The organism is Streptomyces sp. NPDC002790 (assembly GCF_040295505.1).
In the GTDB taxonomy this organism is placed as follows: Bacteria; Actinomycetota; Actinomycetes; order Streptomycetales; family Streptomycetaceae; genus Streptomyces.
This window is the reverse complement of record NZ_JBEOVM010000062.1, coordinates 23,501-39,092: the sequence shown is the minus strand read 5'-3', so window position 1 is coordinate 39,092 and position 15,592 is coordinate 23,501. Positions and strand designations below refer to the sequence as shown.

Annotated in this window: 12 protein-coding genes; 5 read left to right on the top strand and 7 right to left on the bottom strand. The window is 69.2% G+C overall.

Translation table 11 applies throughout. The features are described from left to right. Positions 1-96: 96 nt before the first annotated feature. Both ABT004_RS24270 and ABT004_RS24265 read right to left on the bottom strand, forming a co-directional pair. Positions 97-1,014 (bottom strand): DUF3048 domain-containing protein, encoded by a 918-nt coding sequence (locus ABT004_RS24270; protein ID WP_351340578.1) that lies wholly within the window; start codon positions 1,012-1,014, stop codon positions 97-99. A gap of 50 nt (positions 1,015-1,064) precedes the next feature. Beyond that, on the bottom strand, positions 1,065-2,129 hold the full coding sequence (locus ABT004_RS24265) for an ATP-dependent DNA ligase (protein WP_351340558.1): 1,065 nt from the start codon (positions 2,127-2,129) through the stop codon (positions 1,065-1,067). Between the two features lie 73 nt (positions 2,130-2,202). On the opposite strand from ABT004_RS24265, the gene ligD reads away from it, so the two are divergent. Next, positions 2,203-3,252: a non-homologous end-joining DNA ligase gene (ligD, locus tag ABT004_RS24260; RefSeq protein ID WP_351340556.1), complete on the top strand. Its 1,050-nt coding sequence runs from the start codon at positions 2,203-2,205 to the stop codon at positions 3,250-3,252. Between the two features lie 13 nt (positions 3,253-3,265). Here ligD and ABT004_RS24255 read toward each other — a convergent pair whose 3' ends face one another. After that, positions 3,266-5,485, bottom strand: a complete 2,220-nt coding sequence (locus ABT004_RS24255) for an OmpL47-type beta-barrel domain-containing protein (protein ID WP_351340575.1) — start codon at positions 5,483-5,485, stop codon at positions 3,266-3,268. 22 nt (positions 5,486-5,507) lie between these two features. Then, a complete protein-coding gene (locus ABT004_RS24250; protein WP_351340553.1) occupies positions 5,508-8,021 on the bottom strand; it encodes a ThuA domain-containing protein in 2,514 nt (837 codons plus the stop codon). A gap of 257 nt (positions 8,022-8,278) precedes the next feature. Here ABT004_RS24250 and ABT004_RS24245 point away from each other — a divergent pair, with 257 nt between their 5' ends. Next, on the top strand, positions 8,279-9,223 hold the full coding sequence (locus ABT004_RS24245) for a multicopper oxidase domain-containing protein (protein WP_351340574.1): 945 nt from the start codon (positions 8,279-8,281) through the stop codon (positions 9,221-9,223). Positions 9,224-9,392: 169 nt separating this feature from the next. Beyond that, the gene (locus ABT004_RS24240; protein WP_451190352.1) at positions 9,393-10,991 is read left to right on the top strand and encodes a GMC family oxidoreductase; all 1,599 of its coding nucleotides are present in this window, start codon (positions 9,393-9,395) and stop codon (positions 10,989-10,991) included. 26 nt (positions 10,992-11,017) lie between these two features. Here the strand turns inward: ABT004_RS24240 and ABT004_RS24235 are convergent, their stop codons facing one another. After that, on the bottom strand, positions 11,018-12,238 hold the full coding sequence (locus ABT004_RS24235; protein ID WP_351340547.1) for a glycoside hydrolase family 64 protein: 1,221 nt from the start codon (positions 12,236-12,238) through the stop codon (positions 11,018-11,020). A gap of 246 nt (positions 12,239-12,484) precedes the next feature. Between ABT004_RS24235 and ABT004_RS24230 the strand changes: the two genes are divergently transcribed. Continuing rightward, complete coding sequence (locus ABT004_RS24230; RefSeq protein ID WP_351340546.1) at positions 12,485-13,276, top strand: VOC family protein; 792 nt, start codon at positions 12,485-12,487, stop codon at positions 13,274-13,276. Positions 13,277-13,412: 136 nt separating this feature from the next. Then, on the top strand, positions 13,413-13,655 hold the full coding sequence (locus ABT004_RS24225) for a WhiB family transcriptional regulator (RefSeq protein WP_351340543.1): 243 nt from the start codon (positions 13,413-13,415) through the stop codon (positions 13,653-13,655). 25 nt (positions 13,656-13,680) lie between these two features. Here the strand turns inward: ABT004_RS24225 and ABT004_RS24220 are convergent, their stop codons facing one another. Further along, positions 13,681-14,658 (bottom strand): acyl-ACP desaturase, encoded by a 978-nt coding sequence (locus tag ABT004_RS24220; protein WP_351340540.1) that lies wholly within the window; start codon positions 14,656-14,658, stop codon positions 13,681-13,683. A 93-nt stretch (positions 14,659-14,751) separates the two neighbouring features. Next, the gene (gene ddaH / locus ABT004_RS24215) at positions 14,752-15,528 is read right to left on the bottom strand and encodes a dimethylargininase (RefSeq protein WP_351340538.1); all 777 of its coding nucleotides are present in this window, start codon (positions 15,526-15,528) and stop codon (positions 14,752-14,754) included. Positions 15,529-15,592: the final 64 nt, after the last annotated feature.

Below are 15,592 nucleotides of genomic sequence, written 5' to 3'. Positions count from 1 at the left end.
CGGCGATTGAGCAGCGGGGTCCGGGGCAGAGCCCCGATCTTTCCAGCCCCGCCGGCGTTTGAGGCGCGGGGTCCGGGGCGGAGCCCCGTGGGCGGGTTAGCGGGGGGCCAGCACCAGCCATACCGGGCCCGGTGCGAACGGTAGGGCGGTGGTGGCGTCCGACGTCGTGAACGTCGTGCCGACGGCGGCGGACGGACGGCGCCAGCGCGCGTCGTACGCGCGACCGTCCCGCAGCACCACGGCCCGCCCATCCCCCACCGTGCGCGACCGCGGCGACGTATTGCCCGACCGATCGTGGAAGCGGGACGACGCCACGTCGACGTACTGCACGACGACCGTCGGCGCGCCGAGCCGTATGCCGGAGGCGGTCGTCGCCGCGCGTCCGTCCATGCTCACGAGCCAACGACCCTCCCCGGCCGACCAGTTGAAGGTGAAGCGCGCGGCAGGAAAGCGCACCGTGTGCTCCGCCTCGCCGCGCCCACCCTTCGGCGCCCGCTCGGCGAACTCGAACCCGGCCGCCTTCCCGGCGTGCACCCCGGCCGCGGGATTGCCCAGCTTCGCAGGCCGCAGGTACAGGTTGTGCGGCGCCGGCCTGTCCGCCCCCCGGTAGTACGCGCCACCCGCCTCGCCCGGCGCCGCCGCCCGCAGCGGCGCCGCGTCGATGGAGGGCCGCAGCGCGCTCTGCGCCCCGGAGTACGCGAGCGTCGGCCGGTCGAACTGGCGAAGCAGTTCGAGGTCGGTCTCGCGGGCGCTGCGCACCGGTCCGACCACAGCGGGCAGCCGCGAGCCGAACACCGCCATCAGCCGGCTCAGCCCGGCCTCGACCTGTTCCACGTACACGAGGTCCGCCTCGTCGAGCCCGGTCTGTGGTCGCGCCGCCCCCACGTTGTCGACCTTCACGGCGAGCAGCGGCGCCCGCGCCGACGCCGAACTCCCGCCCCCGGGCAGCCGATTCGCCGTGCACGCCGAGGCGAACACACCGAGAGCCCCCACCACGACCGCACGCCTGCGCATCTCGTCCACGCCCCTTGGATACCCACGGGCACGCCCGGTTCACCCCGTGCTCAGCGCAGCACATCCGCCAGGTCGAACTTCACCGGCTCCTCCAGCTGCGCGTACGTACAGGTCTCCGGTGTGCGGTCCGGCCGCCAGCGGCGGAAGCGGGCCGTGTGGCGGAAACGGGCGCCGTTCTCCATGTGCTCGTACGCCACCTCGGCCACCAGTTCGGGGTGCAGCGGGATCCAGGAGAGGTCCTTCTTGCCGGTCCAGCGGCTGGTCGCACCCGGCATCCGCCGGCCCTCGTGCGCCGCCTCGTCGGTCCACGCCGCCCACGGGTGACCCTCGGCGGGCAGCTCCATGCGCAACGGTTCCAGCTCGGCCACCAGCTCCGTACGGCGCTTCATCGTGAAGGCCGCGCACACCCCGACGTGCTGCAGAGTGCCCTCGTCGTCGTACAGGCCGAGGAGCAGGGAGCCGACGACCGGGCCGCTCTTGTGGAGGCGGTAGCCGGCGACCACGCAGTCCGCGGTCCGCTCGTGCTTGATCTTGAGCATGACGCGTTCGTCCTGTCGGTAGCGCAGGGTGAGCGGCTTGGCGACGACGCCGTCGAGGCCCGCGCCTTCGTACTGCTCGAACCAGACCTGGGCGAGCTCCGCGTCGGTGGTCGCCGGCGCCAGGTGCAGCGGGGCCGAGGCGTCCGCGAGGGCCTGTTCCAGGAGCGGTCTGCGGTCGGACAGCGGCAGCTCGACCGTGGACTCGGAGCCGAGCGCCAGGACGTCGAAGGCCACGAAAGAGGCGGGCGTGCGCTCGGACAGCGTCTTCACCCGCGAGGCCGCCGGGTGGATCCGCTCGGTGAGCGCGTCGAAGTCGAGCCGTCCGTTCCGCGCGATCACGATCTCCCCGTCGAGCACGCAGCGCTCCGGGAGCCGCTCGGCGAGCGCCGCGACCAGCTCGGGAAAGTACCTGGTCAGCGACTTGGTGGTACGACTCGTGAGCTCGATCTCGGGACCGTCCCTGAACACGATCGCCCGGAAGCCGTCCCACTTCGCCTCGTAGTGCATCCCGGCGGGGATCCTGGCGGCGGACTTGGCGAGCATCGGCTTGACCGGTGGCATCACGGGAAGATCCATGTCCCGATTCTGGCCTCTACATCGCTCTATCGCCCGGTATGCGTGTTTCTTCCTTTCGGCCTAGCGTGAGCGCATGGGCGGCAAGGGTGCGGCAGTGGAACTGGAAGCGGGCGGTCGGACGGTGCGGCTGTCCAGCCCCGACAAGGTGTTCTTCCCCGACGGCGGGAAGGTGACCTACACCAAGCTCGACCTCGCGAACTACTTCCTCGCGGTCGGCGACGGCATCCTGCGCGCCCTGCGCGACCGGCCCACCACCCTTGAGCGCTACCCCGAGGGTGTGACCGGCGAGTCCTTCTACCAGAAGCGCGCGCCGAAGAACCTGCCCGACTGGATCCCCACCGCCACGATCACCTTCCCCTCGGGTCGCACCGCCGACGAGATGTGCCCGACGGAGGTCGCCGCGGTGATCTGGGCCGCCCAGTACGGCACCCTCACCTTCCACCCCTGGCCGGTGCGGCGCGCCGACCCCGACCACCCCGACGAACTGCGTATCGACCTCGACCCGCAGCCCGGCACCGACTACGCGGACGCGGTGCACGCGGCACGCGAACTCCGCGCTGTCCTGCATGACTTCGGTGGCCTGAGCGGCTGGCCCAAGACCTCCGGCGGTCGTGGACTGCACGTCTTCGTCCCCATCGAACCGCGCTGGACGTTCACCGAGGTGCGCCGCGCCGCGATCGCCTGCGGCCGCGAACTGGAGCGCAGGATGCCGGAGTTCGTCACCACGGCGTGGTGGAAGGAGGAGCGCGGCGAGCGCATCTTCGTCGACTACAACCAGACCGCCCGCGACCGCACCATCGCCTCCGCGTACTCGGTGCGCGCCCGCCCGCACGCGCCCGTCTCGGCCCCGCTCACCTGGGACGAGGTGGGCGACGCGCTGCCCCGCGACTTCGACATCGTCACCATGCCGAAGCGGTACGCCGAACTCGGCGACGTACACGCCGACATGGACAAGGAGAGGTTCTCCCTCGACGCCCTCCTGGAGCTGGCCGGGCGCGACGAGAAGGACCGGGGCCTGGGCGACCTACCGTACCCGCCCGAGTACCCGAAGATGCCGGGCGAGCCCAAGCGGGTGCAGCCGAGCCGGGCCCGGCACGAGGCCGGACCTGGCTCGACCCACTGAAATACAGGCAGGCTCAGAGCTCCTTCACGCGCACGTCCCGGTACGAGATGACGTCCGTGGTGCTGTGCACCTGGAGCCCGACGTAGCCCTCGGAGTACCGACGGCCGTCCGTGCCCGGGTCGTCGCCCCGCGGGGGTTCGAAGACCTGGCCACCGGTGTTGTCGAACTCATTGATCAGCACACCGTTGCGGTAGACCGAGTAGTGCTGGTCCACCACCTTGATCTCGTAGTCGTTCCAGGTGCCCTTCTGGGTGACGCCCGCGCCCGCGAGGCCGACCCGGTCGAAGCCGTAGATCGAACCGGTCTTGTACATGTCGCCATCGGGCTTGTCGAGCATCTGGATCTCGTGCCCGTACTTGATGGCGACCCACTCCGGGTTCGGCTCCTCGGGGTTGTCGTGCACCCACGGGAAGCGGACGAAGGCGCCGCCGTTGGCGTTGCCCGTGCCCGGCGCGTCGTCACGCCACTGGAGTTTCAGCGAGAAGTCGCCGTACTTGCGCTGCGGGAACCACAGCATGCCCATGCCGTCGACGGATGTGCTGCTGGTGATCGAACCGTCGGCGTTCAGCGCGAACTTGCCGCCGCCGACCTGCTCCCACTTGGCGAACTGCTCCTGCGTGCCGTCCAGGATCTTCTTGTAGCCGTCGGTCTGGCCCGGCGTGCCGATCGGGGACTGCCGCGCCGCCTTGTTGATCTTGTTGTACTCGCGCTGGTCGACGACGCCTTCCTTGAGGAGCTTGTCGGTGACCGTCTTCACGTGCTTCACGAACAGCGCGTGCGACGTCCACTCCTTCTCGTCCTCGATCAACTCGCCGACGCGGCACCGGTTGTTGGTGACCCGGTTCGGGATGCCGGTGTCCGTCGTGCCGATGAAGACGGTGGAACGCTCGTCCAGCTCCGGGCAGTTGGGCGCCGGAACGCCGCCGCCCGAGGCCACCGCGAACACGAACGTCTGCGCCGCGGCGGCGTTGCCCGCCTTGTCGCTCGCCCGGTACGCCACGGAGTGCGCGCCGACCCGGTCCACCACCACGGGGGCGGTGTACGCGAGATAGGGCCCGCCGTCGAGCGAGTACTCGACCTTGTCGACGCCCGACATGTCGTCGGTCGCCGTCACCGTCAGCTTCGCGTTGTTGATGTACGCGCCGTCGGAGTTCTTGTCCCCGCCGACCGCCAGCGACACCGTCGGAGGCGTCGTGTCCTTCACGGGCGGTGCCACGACTGTGAAGTCGACGGATTTCTCGGCGGCTGCGTTGCCCGCCTTGTCCGCGGCCCGGTAGCGCACCGTGTACGTGTCCGGGTCGTGGAACATGACCGGGGCGGTGTACGGCTGCCAGGCGCCGTCGGCGCCGACCGCGTACTCGATGGTGTTGACCCCGGATCCGGTGTCCGACGCGGAGACCGTCACCGTGGCCATGCCGACGTAACCACCGGCGTCGTCCTTGTCGCCGGTCACCGTCGCCGAGGTCTCCGGCGGCGTCTTGTCGTCCGTCGGCGGCGCGACCACCGTGAAGTCGAGCGACTTCTCGGCGGCGGCGTTGCCCGCCTTGTCGGTCGCCTTGTACTTCACGGTGTGCGCGCCGACCTGGTCGACGACGACCGGCGCCGTGTACGGCGTGTAGGCGCCGCCGTCGAGCGCGTACTCGACCTTGTCGACGCCCGAACCCGCGTCGGTCGCGGTGACCGAGACGGACGCGGACCCGACGAACGCGCCGTCGGCGTTGGTCTGCCCCTCGGCCTTCGCCGAGGTCTCCGGAGCGGTCGTGTCGTCACCGCCACCCCCGTCCGTCACCGTCAGGACCCCCGTCATGCTGGTGTGCCCGGGGATCGTGCAGTGATAGCGGTACGTGCCGGGGGAGAGGGTGACCTCGGCCGTGTGCTTGCCGCCCATGTCGTCGTTCGGGTTGGCCAGGATGTTCAGCGGCACGTCGTTGTTGTACTCGGGGTCCGACACGTCGAATGTCAACGTGTGCGGCATCCCCGTGGTGTTGCCGGTCGCCGTGCTGTTCTCGAAGACGATCGTCGCCTTGCCGGCGACCGCCGTCTCAGGCGCCGACGTGTACTTCGTGATGTCGTCGCCGGCCGTCCAGGTCAGCACCTGGTCGGCCGCCTCGGGCGCGGGGGCCGCGGTCGCGGCGGGCAGTGTGCCGAGGCCGAGACACATCAGCATCGCGGCGAGCAGCACGGTCAGGAATCTGTGTCTGCGCAAGGAGCGCAAGGAGCGTACGGGGCGCATCAGTCGCGTGGATCGCATGTGATCAGCCCTTCCTGGCCAGCGAGGCGGCCGCCGGGGTCGCCTCGCCGCCGGTGTAAGTGACCTTCCACAGCGCAGACTTGGCGTCGGAGGTGAAGAAGCCGCGCCCATAGTCGAGGACGTACAGCGCACCGTCGGGACCGAACTTCCAGTCCATGAGGTTCTTGATGCCGTCGTTGCCGATCGGAATGATCTTCTTCAACGACTCCGAGTGGACCGGAATCGATCCGTCGCCGTGCGTCTTCGGGTCGGTGAGGACCGCGTTGCGCGGCTGGTCGGAGTCGTAGAAGTCACCGACGAACCACTTGCCGTCCCAGTAGCTCGGCCACTTGTCCGCGTTCGGGATCGACGCGTCGTAGCGGTAGACGGGCCCGTCCATCGCGGCCTGGCCGCCGCCCTTGAGCCACGGAAGCAGGTACGTGGCCTCCTCGTTCTTGTACGAGGGCACGCCGTTGGCGTCGCGCGGGAAGTCCGGCGCCCCGCCCTGCGGCGAGTACCAGATGTTGTTCCCGGTCACCGGCGGCAGGTTGACGAGGCCGTTGTTGTTCGGGGACTCGTTCTTCGGGTGGTCGCAGTCGTACCAGCCCAGCGGCTTCGTCGGGTCCGGCAGGTTGCGGTCGCGGTAGGGCTGCTTGTTGCCCATGCAGTACGGCCAGCCGCGGTTGCTCGGCTTGGTGATGACGGCGAACTGGTCGTACTTGGCCGGGCCCCATGTCGTGGACGGCTCGCCCGAGTCGGGTCCGACCCACCCCGCGTACAGGGTGTCTGTCTTCTTGTCGATCGAGATGCGCGCCGGGTTGCGCACGCCCATCACATAGATCTCGCCGCGTGTCTTCCCGCCGCCCTCGGCCGTCTCCTTGCCGGTGAAGAGGTTTCCCTCCGGCAGGGTGTACGTCCCGTCGGTCTCCGGGTGGATGCGCAGGATCTTGCCGTTCAGGTTGTTCGTGTTGCCTGCGGTGCGGCGCGCGTCGGCGAACGAGACGCCCTTGTAGTTCGGCTCAGGGTTGTTGCCCGAGTAACCGTCGCTGAACTGCGAGGAGTTGTTGTCACCGGTCGCGATGTACAGGTTCCCCTTGGAGTCCCAGGCCATCCCGCCACCGGCGTGGCAGCAACTGTGCACCTGTACCGGCCACTTGAGCAGCACCTTCTCGCTGCTCAGATCCAGCTTGTTCGTGGCCAGGTCGAGCGTGAAGCGGGAGACCTGGCGTTCGGCCATCTGCTTGTCGCGGTCGAGGCCCGAGTGCGGCGTGTAGTGCAGGTACACGTACCCGTTCTGCTCGAACTTCGGGTCCAGCTCGATGCCGAGCAGCCCCTCCTCGACCTTGACCAGCTCGTCCCCGCCGCCCTTGTTGCCGAAGATGCTCAACTCTCCTGCGAGAGTCGCCTTCTTGGTCTTCGGGTCGTAGACGTGGATCTGGCCCTTGCCCTTGCCGACGTCGGGGTTGTTCCAGTCGGTGATGACCGGCTGGGACGAGTCCGCGCCGCCGCGCCCGATGTAGAGCACGCGCCCGTCGGGAGCGGTGACGAGCCCGTGCGGCTCGCCGATCTGGTCGTTCTGGCCGGGCTGATTGGCCTGGGTCAGCCGCTCCGCCTTGTAGTTGGCGTCGATGGCGGCCTTGCAGTCGGCGCGCACGATGCGCGTCGTCCACAGCAGCGCCCCGCGCAGATGGTCGCGGAAGTCCGTCTCGTCGTACGAGGCGACGGTGCCGCCCATGCCGGTGTAGAAGGACCGCCCTCCGTCGTAGTCGCGGCACCAACTCACCGGGTGGTCGGCGCCGTTGGCGCCCTCGCCCGGCTTGTACGTGGTCTCGTTGACCCGCGCGACCGTGTGCACGTCTCCGGACGGGTTCGCCGCCCAGTTCAGCCACTTGTCGGCGCGCTTCCACTGCACCGGCAGGTCCTTCGTCGCCGGGTTCTGGCGGTCGCCGACCTCAACTGTCGCGCGCTGCGCGGCAGTTGGCGACGACGCTGCGGGCCGGGCCCCGATCAGACCGGTGAACCAGTCCGAGTACGGCTCGGCGCGGGCCGCGTCATGGACGCCGACGAAACCGCCGCCCGCCTCCATGTACGCCTCGACCCCGGCCTCCTGATCGGGGTCGAGGACGTCGCCCCCGCCGGTCAGGAAGACGACCGAATTGAACCTGCCCAGCTTGGTGGCGTTCGTGAACACGGAGGCGTCGTCCGTCGCCGTGATCGTGAACCGCTGGGCCTCGGGCCCCGACCGGCCGATCTTCTCGATCGCCTCGATGCCCGCGTTGACCGTGGGCGACTCGTCGCCGTCGGCCGCGGACCCGTAGAACACCAGGACCCGCACATTCGCGCCGCCAGGCGGCGACTTGATGGACATCGTTGTCGCGGACGGCTCCGGTGCCGGCCGCGCGCTCGCGGCGGGACCGCTCAGCAGCCCGGCGGCCACGGCTCCCGCGACGACACCGGTCGCAAGGACGCGGGTGCGTCTGCTCCGGCTCGCTCTGAACTCTCGTACGGGCAACGGCTTTTGATGCGTCGAGTGACGCATGTGTTCACCTACCCCTCGTCGGACACAGCAACAGCGCGGTGGAAGCTAGACCTCTTTTCGCGGTCCGCCAAGAGCTATGACCGGTATGACGCAAACTTTGTCCTGAGTGTGGATAAACGAAGATCATGTGGTTACCGTGCCCTGCGCGACGTGAAAATCCTTACGAGGGTGGGGAGTTGGCCGTGACCGAGCACGACAGACCTTGCGAAGCGTCGACGCGGGCGAGTGAAAAGGACAGGCGTGCTGTGAGCCGGCGCATGCTGATCGGCGGCGCCGTGGCCGCGACGGCTGGGGTGACATCGTTGTCCATCGGAGCGTCGGCGGGACCGGCTGCCGGGGCGGACACCCCGCCGCGCACCGCGCCCGCGGGCGGCGAGGTCAGACGCTTCACGATGTATGCGGAGGAGCTCGCGGACGGCTCGCTCGGCTACGGCTTGGAGAGGGGCAAGGCGTCCGTCCCCGGCCCACTGATCGAACTCAACGAGGGCGACACGGCGCACATCGAGTTCCACAACCTCACGGACGTCGACGCGAGTCTGCACGTGCACGGCATGGACTACGAGATCTCCAGCGACGGCACGCGAATGAACCGCAGCCACGTCGAACCCGGCGGCACCCGCACCTACACCTGGCGCACGCACGCCCCGGGCCGCAGGAAGGACGGCACCTGGCGGGCCGGGACCGCGGGCTACTGGCACTACCACGACCATGTCGTGGGCACGGATCACGGCACGGGCGGGATCAGGAAGGGCCTGTACGGTCCGGTGATCGTGCGCCGCAAAGGCGACATCCTGCCCGACCCCGGCAAGACGTTCACGATCGTCTTCAACGACATGACGATCAACAACAAGGCGGCCCACGAAGCGCCCAACTTCGAGGCGACGGTGGGTGATCGCGTCGAGATCGTGATGATCACTCACGGCGAGTACTACCACACGTTCCACATGCACGGTCATCGCTGGGCGGACAACCGCACAGGCATGCTCACGGGCCCCGACGACCCGACTCAGGTACTCGACAACAAGATCTGCGGCCCCGCCGACTCCTTCGGGTTCCAGATCGTCGCGGGCGAGGGCGTCGGGGCCGGGGCGTGGATGTACCACTGCCATGTCCAGAGTCACTCGGACATGGGGATGGCGGGCCTGTTCCTGGTGAAGAAGGCGGACGGGACGATCCCGCCGTACGACGTGCCGCACCACTGAGCCGGCCGCGACGGAGCGGGGCGGAGGCGCGGCGCGTGCGTGGCCGCGGAACGTGACCGCCCCGTGACGCGATCCTCGCTCATCCCGCACAACCGGCTCTGGACAGCGCTTACCGGGGAGTAGAGCATCGGTGCCACCTGCACAGGCACTGACCGTCGAGGGAGCCGCGTTGAGCAAGGACCGTACGTACGACTACGTCATCGTCGGGGCCGGATCCGCCGGCTGCGTGCTGGCCGCGCGGCTCTCCGAGGACCCTTCCGTCAAGGTCGCCCTCGTCGAGTCCGGGCCGCCCGACCGCAAGACCGAGATCAGGATCCCGGCCGCGTTCCCGAAGCTGTTCAAGACGTCGTACGACTGGGACTACTTGACGTCGAAGCAAATCGCCCTGGACGACCGGGAGTTGTACTGGCCGCGCGGCCACACGCTCGGCGGCTCCTCCGCCATCAACGCCATGATGTGGGTGCGCGGCCACCGTGCCGACTACGACGCCTGGGGCGAGGCCGCCGGATCCCCGTGGTCGTACGACGAGTTCGTGCGCTACTTCCAGCGCGCCGAGCGGTGGCAGGGTGCCTCGCGGGAGGACTCCGTATACGGCACGGCGGGACCGCTGCACATCTCGCCGCCGCGCCACCCGAACCCGACCACGGCCGCGTTCCTCGACGCCTGCCGCGCCCAAGGCCTGCGCGAACTCGACGAGTTGAACCAGGCCGACCACTCCGGCTTCGCCCTCACGCCCCTCAACCAGTACCGAGGTCGCCGCTGGAGCGCCGCCGACGGCTACCTCAAGCCCGCCGCGCGCCGCCCCAACCTCGACGTCTACACGGGCGCCCGCGTCACCCGCATCGACTTCGACGGCACCCGCGCCGCCGGCGTCGTCGCCTCCGGGATACCCGCGGGCACCCTGCGTGCCAGCCGCGAGGTCATCCTCTCCGCGGGCGCCGTCAACTCGCCGCAGCTGCTGCAACAGGCGGGCATCGGCGACCCGGAGACCCTCGCGGAGGCGGGCATCGACACGTTCGTCGCCTCGCCCGACGTCGGCCGGCACTTGCAGGACCACCTGATGTACGCGCTGAACGTCCGCGCCGCGAAGCCCATCTCGCTCACCGGCGCCGACTCGCCCGCCAACATCGCCCGGTTCCTGCTCGGCGGGCGCGGACCGCTCACCTCGAACGTCGGCGAGGCAGTCGCCTTCCTGTCCACCAAGCCCGAACTCGCCGCCCCTGACATCGAGTTGATCTACGCGCCGGTGCCGTTCGTGAACCATGGCCTGGAGGAGCCGACCGAGCACGGCCTGACCCTCGGCGTGATCCTGCTCCAGCCCAAGAGCGAGGGCCGGATCACCCCGGGCGGACCCGACGGGAAGCCGCGCATCGACCCGGACTACCTGGCTCACGACGAGGATGTGCGCACGCTCGTCGCCGGCGTCCGCCGCGCCGAGGAACTGCTCGCCCAGAGCGTCCTCGCCGCGCACCACACCGAACCGATGGGCGGCTACCCAGGCGTCGTCGACGACGAGACGCTCACCCGCTCGGTGCGCGCGACCGCCGAGACCCTGTACCACCCGGTCGGCACCTGCCGGATGGGCTCCGACGAGGGCTCGGTCACCGACCCCCGCCTGCGCGTGCGCGGCACCGAGGGCCTGCGCGTCGTCGACGCCTCCGTCATGCCGCGCATCACCCGCGGCCACACGCACGCGCCGACGGTCGCCCTCGCGGAACGGGCGGCCGACCTGATCCGCGAGGACGCCACCAAGTGGCGGGTCTCGTAAGGGGAGTTACGAACCCGCGCTCACCATTACGAACCCACGCTCACCGTGAACCGGCGCGGATTGCCGTCGTGTGCCGCGCCGGACACGTCCGGCTGCCCTTCGGCCTGTACGTCGTCGTACGGGAAGGCGTAGCCGATGGGCGAGTTGGCGTGGACGATGCGCGACCAGTGGTTGGTCGTGGCGTCCTGGTAGTAGTCCGCGGACGTCAGGCCGTTGGGCTGCTCGGCGTGCGTGAGCATGACGCTGCGGTTGAACCCGGCGGCGAGGCGGGACAAGATGCCCTTCTTGTCGTCGGAGTCGTCCGGGTTGTTGGCGAAGGGCCCGTGGTTGCAGGTGAAGATGTCCTTCGAGGCGGGCTTGGAGAACGTGTGTCCGCCGTTGAAGGTGAGGGTGTCGCCGCTGACGCGGCCGGTGAAGACGCCGCGCCCGCCTTGCAGGTCGATCTTCAGGTCGGTCGAGGCGTACTTCTCCCACACCTTGTCGACGTAGGAGCCCCACAGGTCGCGGAACGGCATCTCGTCCGGCTTGTCGAAGTACGGCGCCATGAGGTTCTGCGGGGAGATCACGCGCAGCACCTTGCCGTCCTCGCCCTTGATGGCGAGCTTGTCCCAGGGCTGCCCGTCCTTGGCGGCCTGCGCCGCGAGATCCGAGGCGATCTTGTCGACGGCGCCGTCGGGGAACGGAGCGACGGTGTGCGTGGCGTCGCCCTCCAACTTGATCCCGATGGGCAGGGCCGTGATCAGGTCGACGTAGCTGATGTTGGAGTACAGCTGCTCGGAGTTGAAGGTGAATTCGGCAAACGCCCAGGTCTTGCCGTAGTTCGCGTCCTCCTTCGTGGCGAACGCCGGCTCGACGAGCGAGGGGCCGGGGTTCAGGAAGAACTCGAGCTTGTCGTCGCGGACGAAGTAGACGCGGGCGCCGTACATCTGAGGCAGCGTCACGACCTTGGGGGCCGATCCCGCGGCGCCGAGCGGGATGGCGCAGTCGACGGGCAGCGGGGTCTGCGGGGCGCCCGGCTCCTCGGGGTGGTAGACGCTGCCGTCGGCGCGCAGCAGCACCCAGTTGCCGCTCCCGTCCTCGTGGCCGGTGACGTACGCGTGCACCGTGCCGCTCAACGACTTGTTCTCCAGGGCCAGTTCACAGGTGGCCGGTGCGGCGCCCGCGGTCCATGAGGGAAGGGTGAGTGCTGCGGCCGTCGTGGCGATACCCGCTCCGGCACTGGCGAGAAATATTCTGCGCGAGATCACGATGCGCGCTCCCTGAATGTGGGGGGTGTGTGGGGGAGCACTACTGTGGCGAGAGGGGACGGAGGCGTCAAGACTTCGCACAGGGAGCGCTCCCACGTTTTGTTTGGGTTCAACTGTTGAAGGCGGAGTGTTCGGTTCCTTTGGTCTGAACCAGCCCAGGTCAGCGTGGTGCGAGGGCGGTTGTCAGTGCCCGGTGCAAGACTCGGCAGTCCGGAAAAGAATCCCTCGACGAGGAGGGCAAGACCCATGATCACTACCGAGTTCGTGGACGGCGCGCCGAACTGGATGGACCTCAGTACCCCCGACATGGAGGGCGCGATCTCCTTCTACGGCGGCCTCTTCGGCTGGACCTTCCAGTCGGCGGGCCCCGAGGCCGGCGGGTACGGAATGTTCCAGCTCGAAGGCAGGACGGTGAGCGGTGCCATGACCGTCACCGCGGAGCAGGGCGAGCCCGGCTGGTCCGTGTACTTCCAGAGCGCGGACGCGGATGCCACGGCGAAGGCGGTCGAGCAGGCCGGCGGCACCGCGGCGCTGCAGCCGATGGACGTCTTCGACCTGGGCCGCATGGCCGTCTTCGCCGACCCCGCGGGCGCCTACTTCGGCATCTGGCAGCCGGGGAAGAACAAGGGGCTCGAGTACATCAAGGACGACGGCGGGCTGAACTGGGTGGAGTTGTACGTCCCGGATGTGGCCGCCGCGAAGAGGTTCTACGGTTCGGTCTTCAACTGGGGCGCGTTCGACGTCGAGTTCCCCGGCGGCAGCTACACGACGATCAACCCGCCGGGCACGGACGAGAACGCGATGTTCGGCGGCGTGGTCCCGCTGGCCGCCGACCCGGTGGAGGGCGCGGCGGGCGCGCACTGGCAGCCGTACTTCCACGTCCCGGACGTGGACGCGACGGCGGACCGCGCGCGGGAGCTGGGTGGCGCGGTGCGGTCCGAGCCGGTCAGTATCCCCGGCGTCGGGCGGATCGCGAAGCTGACGGATCCCCACGGTGCGGCGTTCGCCGTGATCAAGGGGGATCCGGAGCAGCGGTAGTCGGTGCGTGGCTGCGGTTCGGCGTGGGGGTGCGGGGCTCTGTCCCGGGCCCCGCGCCTCAAGCGCCGGCGGGGCTTGATTGCGCGTTGATTGAGCGTTGATCGAACGTTTTTCGGGTGGCGGCAGAGTGGCCGGCATGTACGCGAACACGACCCTTACGCCTGCCGGCCCCACCTGGCAGGACCAGGCGCTGTGCGCCCAGACCGGTGCCGAATTCTTCTTCCCCGAGCCGGGAAGCTCCGTCCGGGAGGCCAAGACGATCTGCGGCCTGTGCACGATCCGGCAGAGCTGTCTCGAGTACGCCCTCACCCACGACGAGCGGTTCGGGGTGTGGGGCGGCCTCTCGGAGAAGGAGCGTCAGCGCCTCAGGCGGAGCTGACGCTCCGGGGCGTGGTCGGGCGTGGTCAGGCGCCGGCCGCCCGCGCCGCCATCCGCGCCTTGCGGGCCGCCAGCTTCTCGTCGAACTTGGCGGCCTCGGTGTCCAGACCGTTCATGAACAGGCCGAGTTCCTCCTGGGCCTTGAGGCCCTCGGGGCCGAGGCCGTCGATTTCCATGACCTTCAGGAAGCGCAGCACGGGCTGGATCACGTCGTCGTGGTGGATGCGCATGTTGTAGACCTCGCCGATCGCCATCTGCGCGGCGGCCCGCTCGAAGCCGGGGATGCCGTGCCCCGGCATCCGGAAGTTCACGACGACGTCGCGCACGGCCTGCATCGTCAGGTCGGGGGCGATCTCGAAGGCGGCCTTCAGCAGGTTGCGGTAGAAGACCATGTGCAGGTTCTCGTCCGTAGCGATACGGGCGAGCATGCGGTCGCAGACCGGGTCACCGGACTGGTGGCCCGTGTTGCGGTGCGAGACGCGGGTGGCCAGCTCCTGGAAGGAGACGTAGGCGACCGAGTGCAGCATCGAGTGCCGGTTGTCCGACTCGAAGCCCTCGCTCATGTGCGACATGCGGAAGGATTCCAGCTTGTCGGGGTCGACGGCGCGCGAGGCGAGCAGGTAGTCGCGCATCACGATGCCGTGCCGCCCCTCCTCCGCCGTCCAGCGGTGCACCCACGTGCCCCACGCGCCGTCGCGGCCGAACAGCGAGGCGATCTCGTGGTGGTAGCTGGGCAGGTTGTCCTCGGTGAGCAGGTTCACGATGAGAGCGGTGCGGCCGACCTCGGTAACCTTGGACTGCTCCTTGGACCAGGCCTCGCCGTCCTCGAAGAACTCGGGGAAGTTACGGGCGTCGGACCACGGCACGTAGTCGTGCGGCATCCAGTCCTTGGCGACCTTGAGGTGTCGGTTGAGCTCCTGCTCAACGACTTCTTCCAGCGCGTGGAGCAAGCGGGCGTCGGTCCACGTCGTCGACGAGCCGAGGTGGGGAGAGGTGACGGTCACGGAGGCTCCTGGGGGACGGAGATAAGACGAGCGGAGATACCTACGGTGTCGTAGGTTACGTTGCCGTAGGTTAAGCGCCCAATAAAGATCCTGTTACGTGTGCAGGCCTCGCAGGCGAACTGAGAGGCAGGTCACACACCCCTCCAGCTTTTCGAACTCGGAAATGTCGACCAGAACCGGCTCGTAACCGAGGTCGGCGAGCAGCTCCGCCGACTTCGGCGCGCTCTCCGCCATGAGCAGCCGGTCCTCGCCGAGCAGCACCACGTGCGCCCCCGACTCCTCGGGCACCGGCAGGAAGCGCGGGAACAGCGAGGCGTGCTCCACCAGCGGCGGATGGCCGATGACGGTCCCGTCCGGCAGCGCGGTCACCGCGGTCTTCAGGTGCAGCACCTTGGACAGGGGAACGGCCACCACACGCGCGCCGAGCGGTTCGAAGACGGCGCGCAATTGCGCCACCCCCGCCGCGTTGGTGCGCCCGCCGCGCCCTACGTAGATCGTGTCACCGACCTTCAGTACGTCGCCTCCGTCGAGGGTCCCCGGCTCCCACACCCAATTGACGGAGCAGCCGAGCCGCGCCACGGCCTCCTCGACGCCCGGCGTCTCCGGGCGCCGCGATTCGGCGCCCGACCGGGTGATCAGTGCCACGTTCCTGAAGACCACCACCGTGTCCTCCACGAACACGGCGTCCGGGCACAGGTCGACCGGCTCCACCAGGAACGTCTCCCAGCCGCACGCCTCCAGCGCGCCCACGTACCCCTTCCACTGCTCCTGCGCCTTCGCGGCGTCGACGGGGGTCCGCTCGATGTGGGTGACGAGCCCGTCCGCGATGCGCGGTCCCGGGCGGCGGACGAGGGCCTTCTTGCTGGGCACGACGTACTCCATGACGAAGAGCGAGAGTGACGGTGCGCACATCATGCACAGGGCGACACGTGTC

Excerpts from the sequence above, each read along its gene's own strand:
- ABT004_RS24270 (WP_351340578.1), bottom strand. The coding sequence starts at position 1,014 with ATGCGCAGGCGTGCGGTCGTGGTGGGGGCTCTCGGTGTGTTCGCCTCG.
- ABT004_RS24265 (WP_351340558.1), bottom strand. The coding sequence starts at position 2,129 with ATGGATCTTCCCGTGATGCCACCGGTCAAGCCGATGCTCGCCAAGTCC.
- ligD (WP_351340556.1), top strand. The coding sequence starts at position 2,203 with ATGGGCGGCAAGGGTGCGGCAGTGGAACTGGAAGCGGGCGGTCGGACG.
- ABT004_RS24255 (WP_351340575.1), bottom strand. The coding sequence starts at position 5,485 with ATGCGCCCCGTACGCTCCTTGCGCTCCTTGCGCAGACACAGATTCCTG.
- ABT004_RS24250 (WP_351340553.1), bottom strand. The coding sequence starts at position 8,021 with ATGCGTCACTCGACGCATCAAAAGCCGTTGCCCGTACGAGAGTTCAGA.
- ABT004_RS24245 (WP_351340574.1), top strand. The coding sequence starts at position 8,279 with ATGCTGATCGGCGGCGCCGTGGCCGCGACGGCTGGGGTGACATCGTTG.
- ABT004_RS24230 (WP_351340546.1), top strand. The coding sequence starts at position 12,485 with ATGATCACTACCGAGTTCGTGGACGGCGCGCCGAACTGGATGGACCTC.
- ABT004_RS24225 (WP_351340543.1), top strand. The coding sequence starts at position 13,413 with ATGTACGCGAACACGACCCTTACGCCTGCCGGCCCCACCTGGCAGGAC.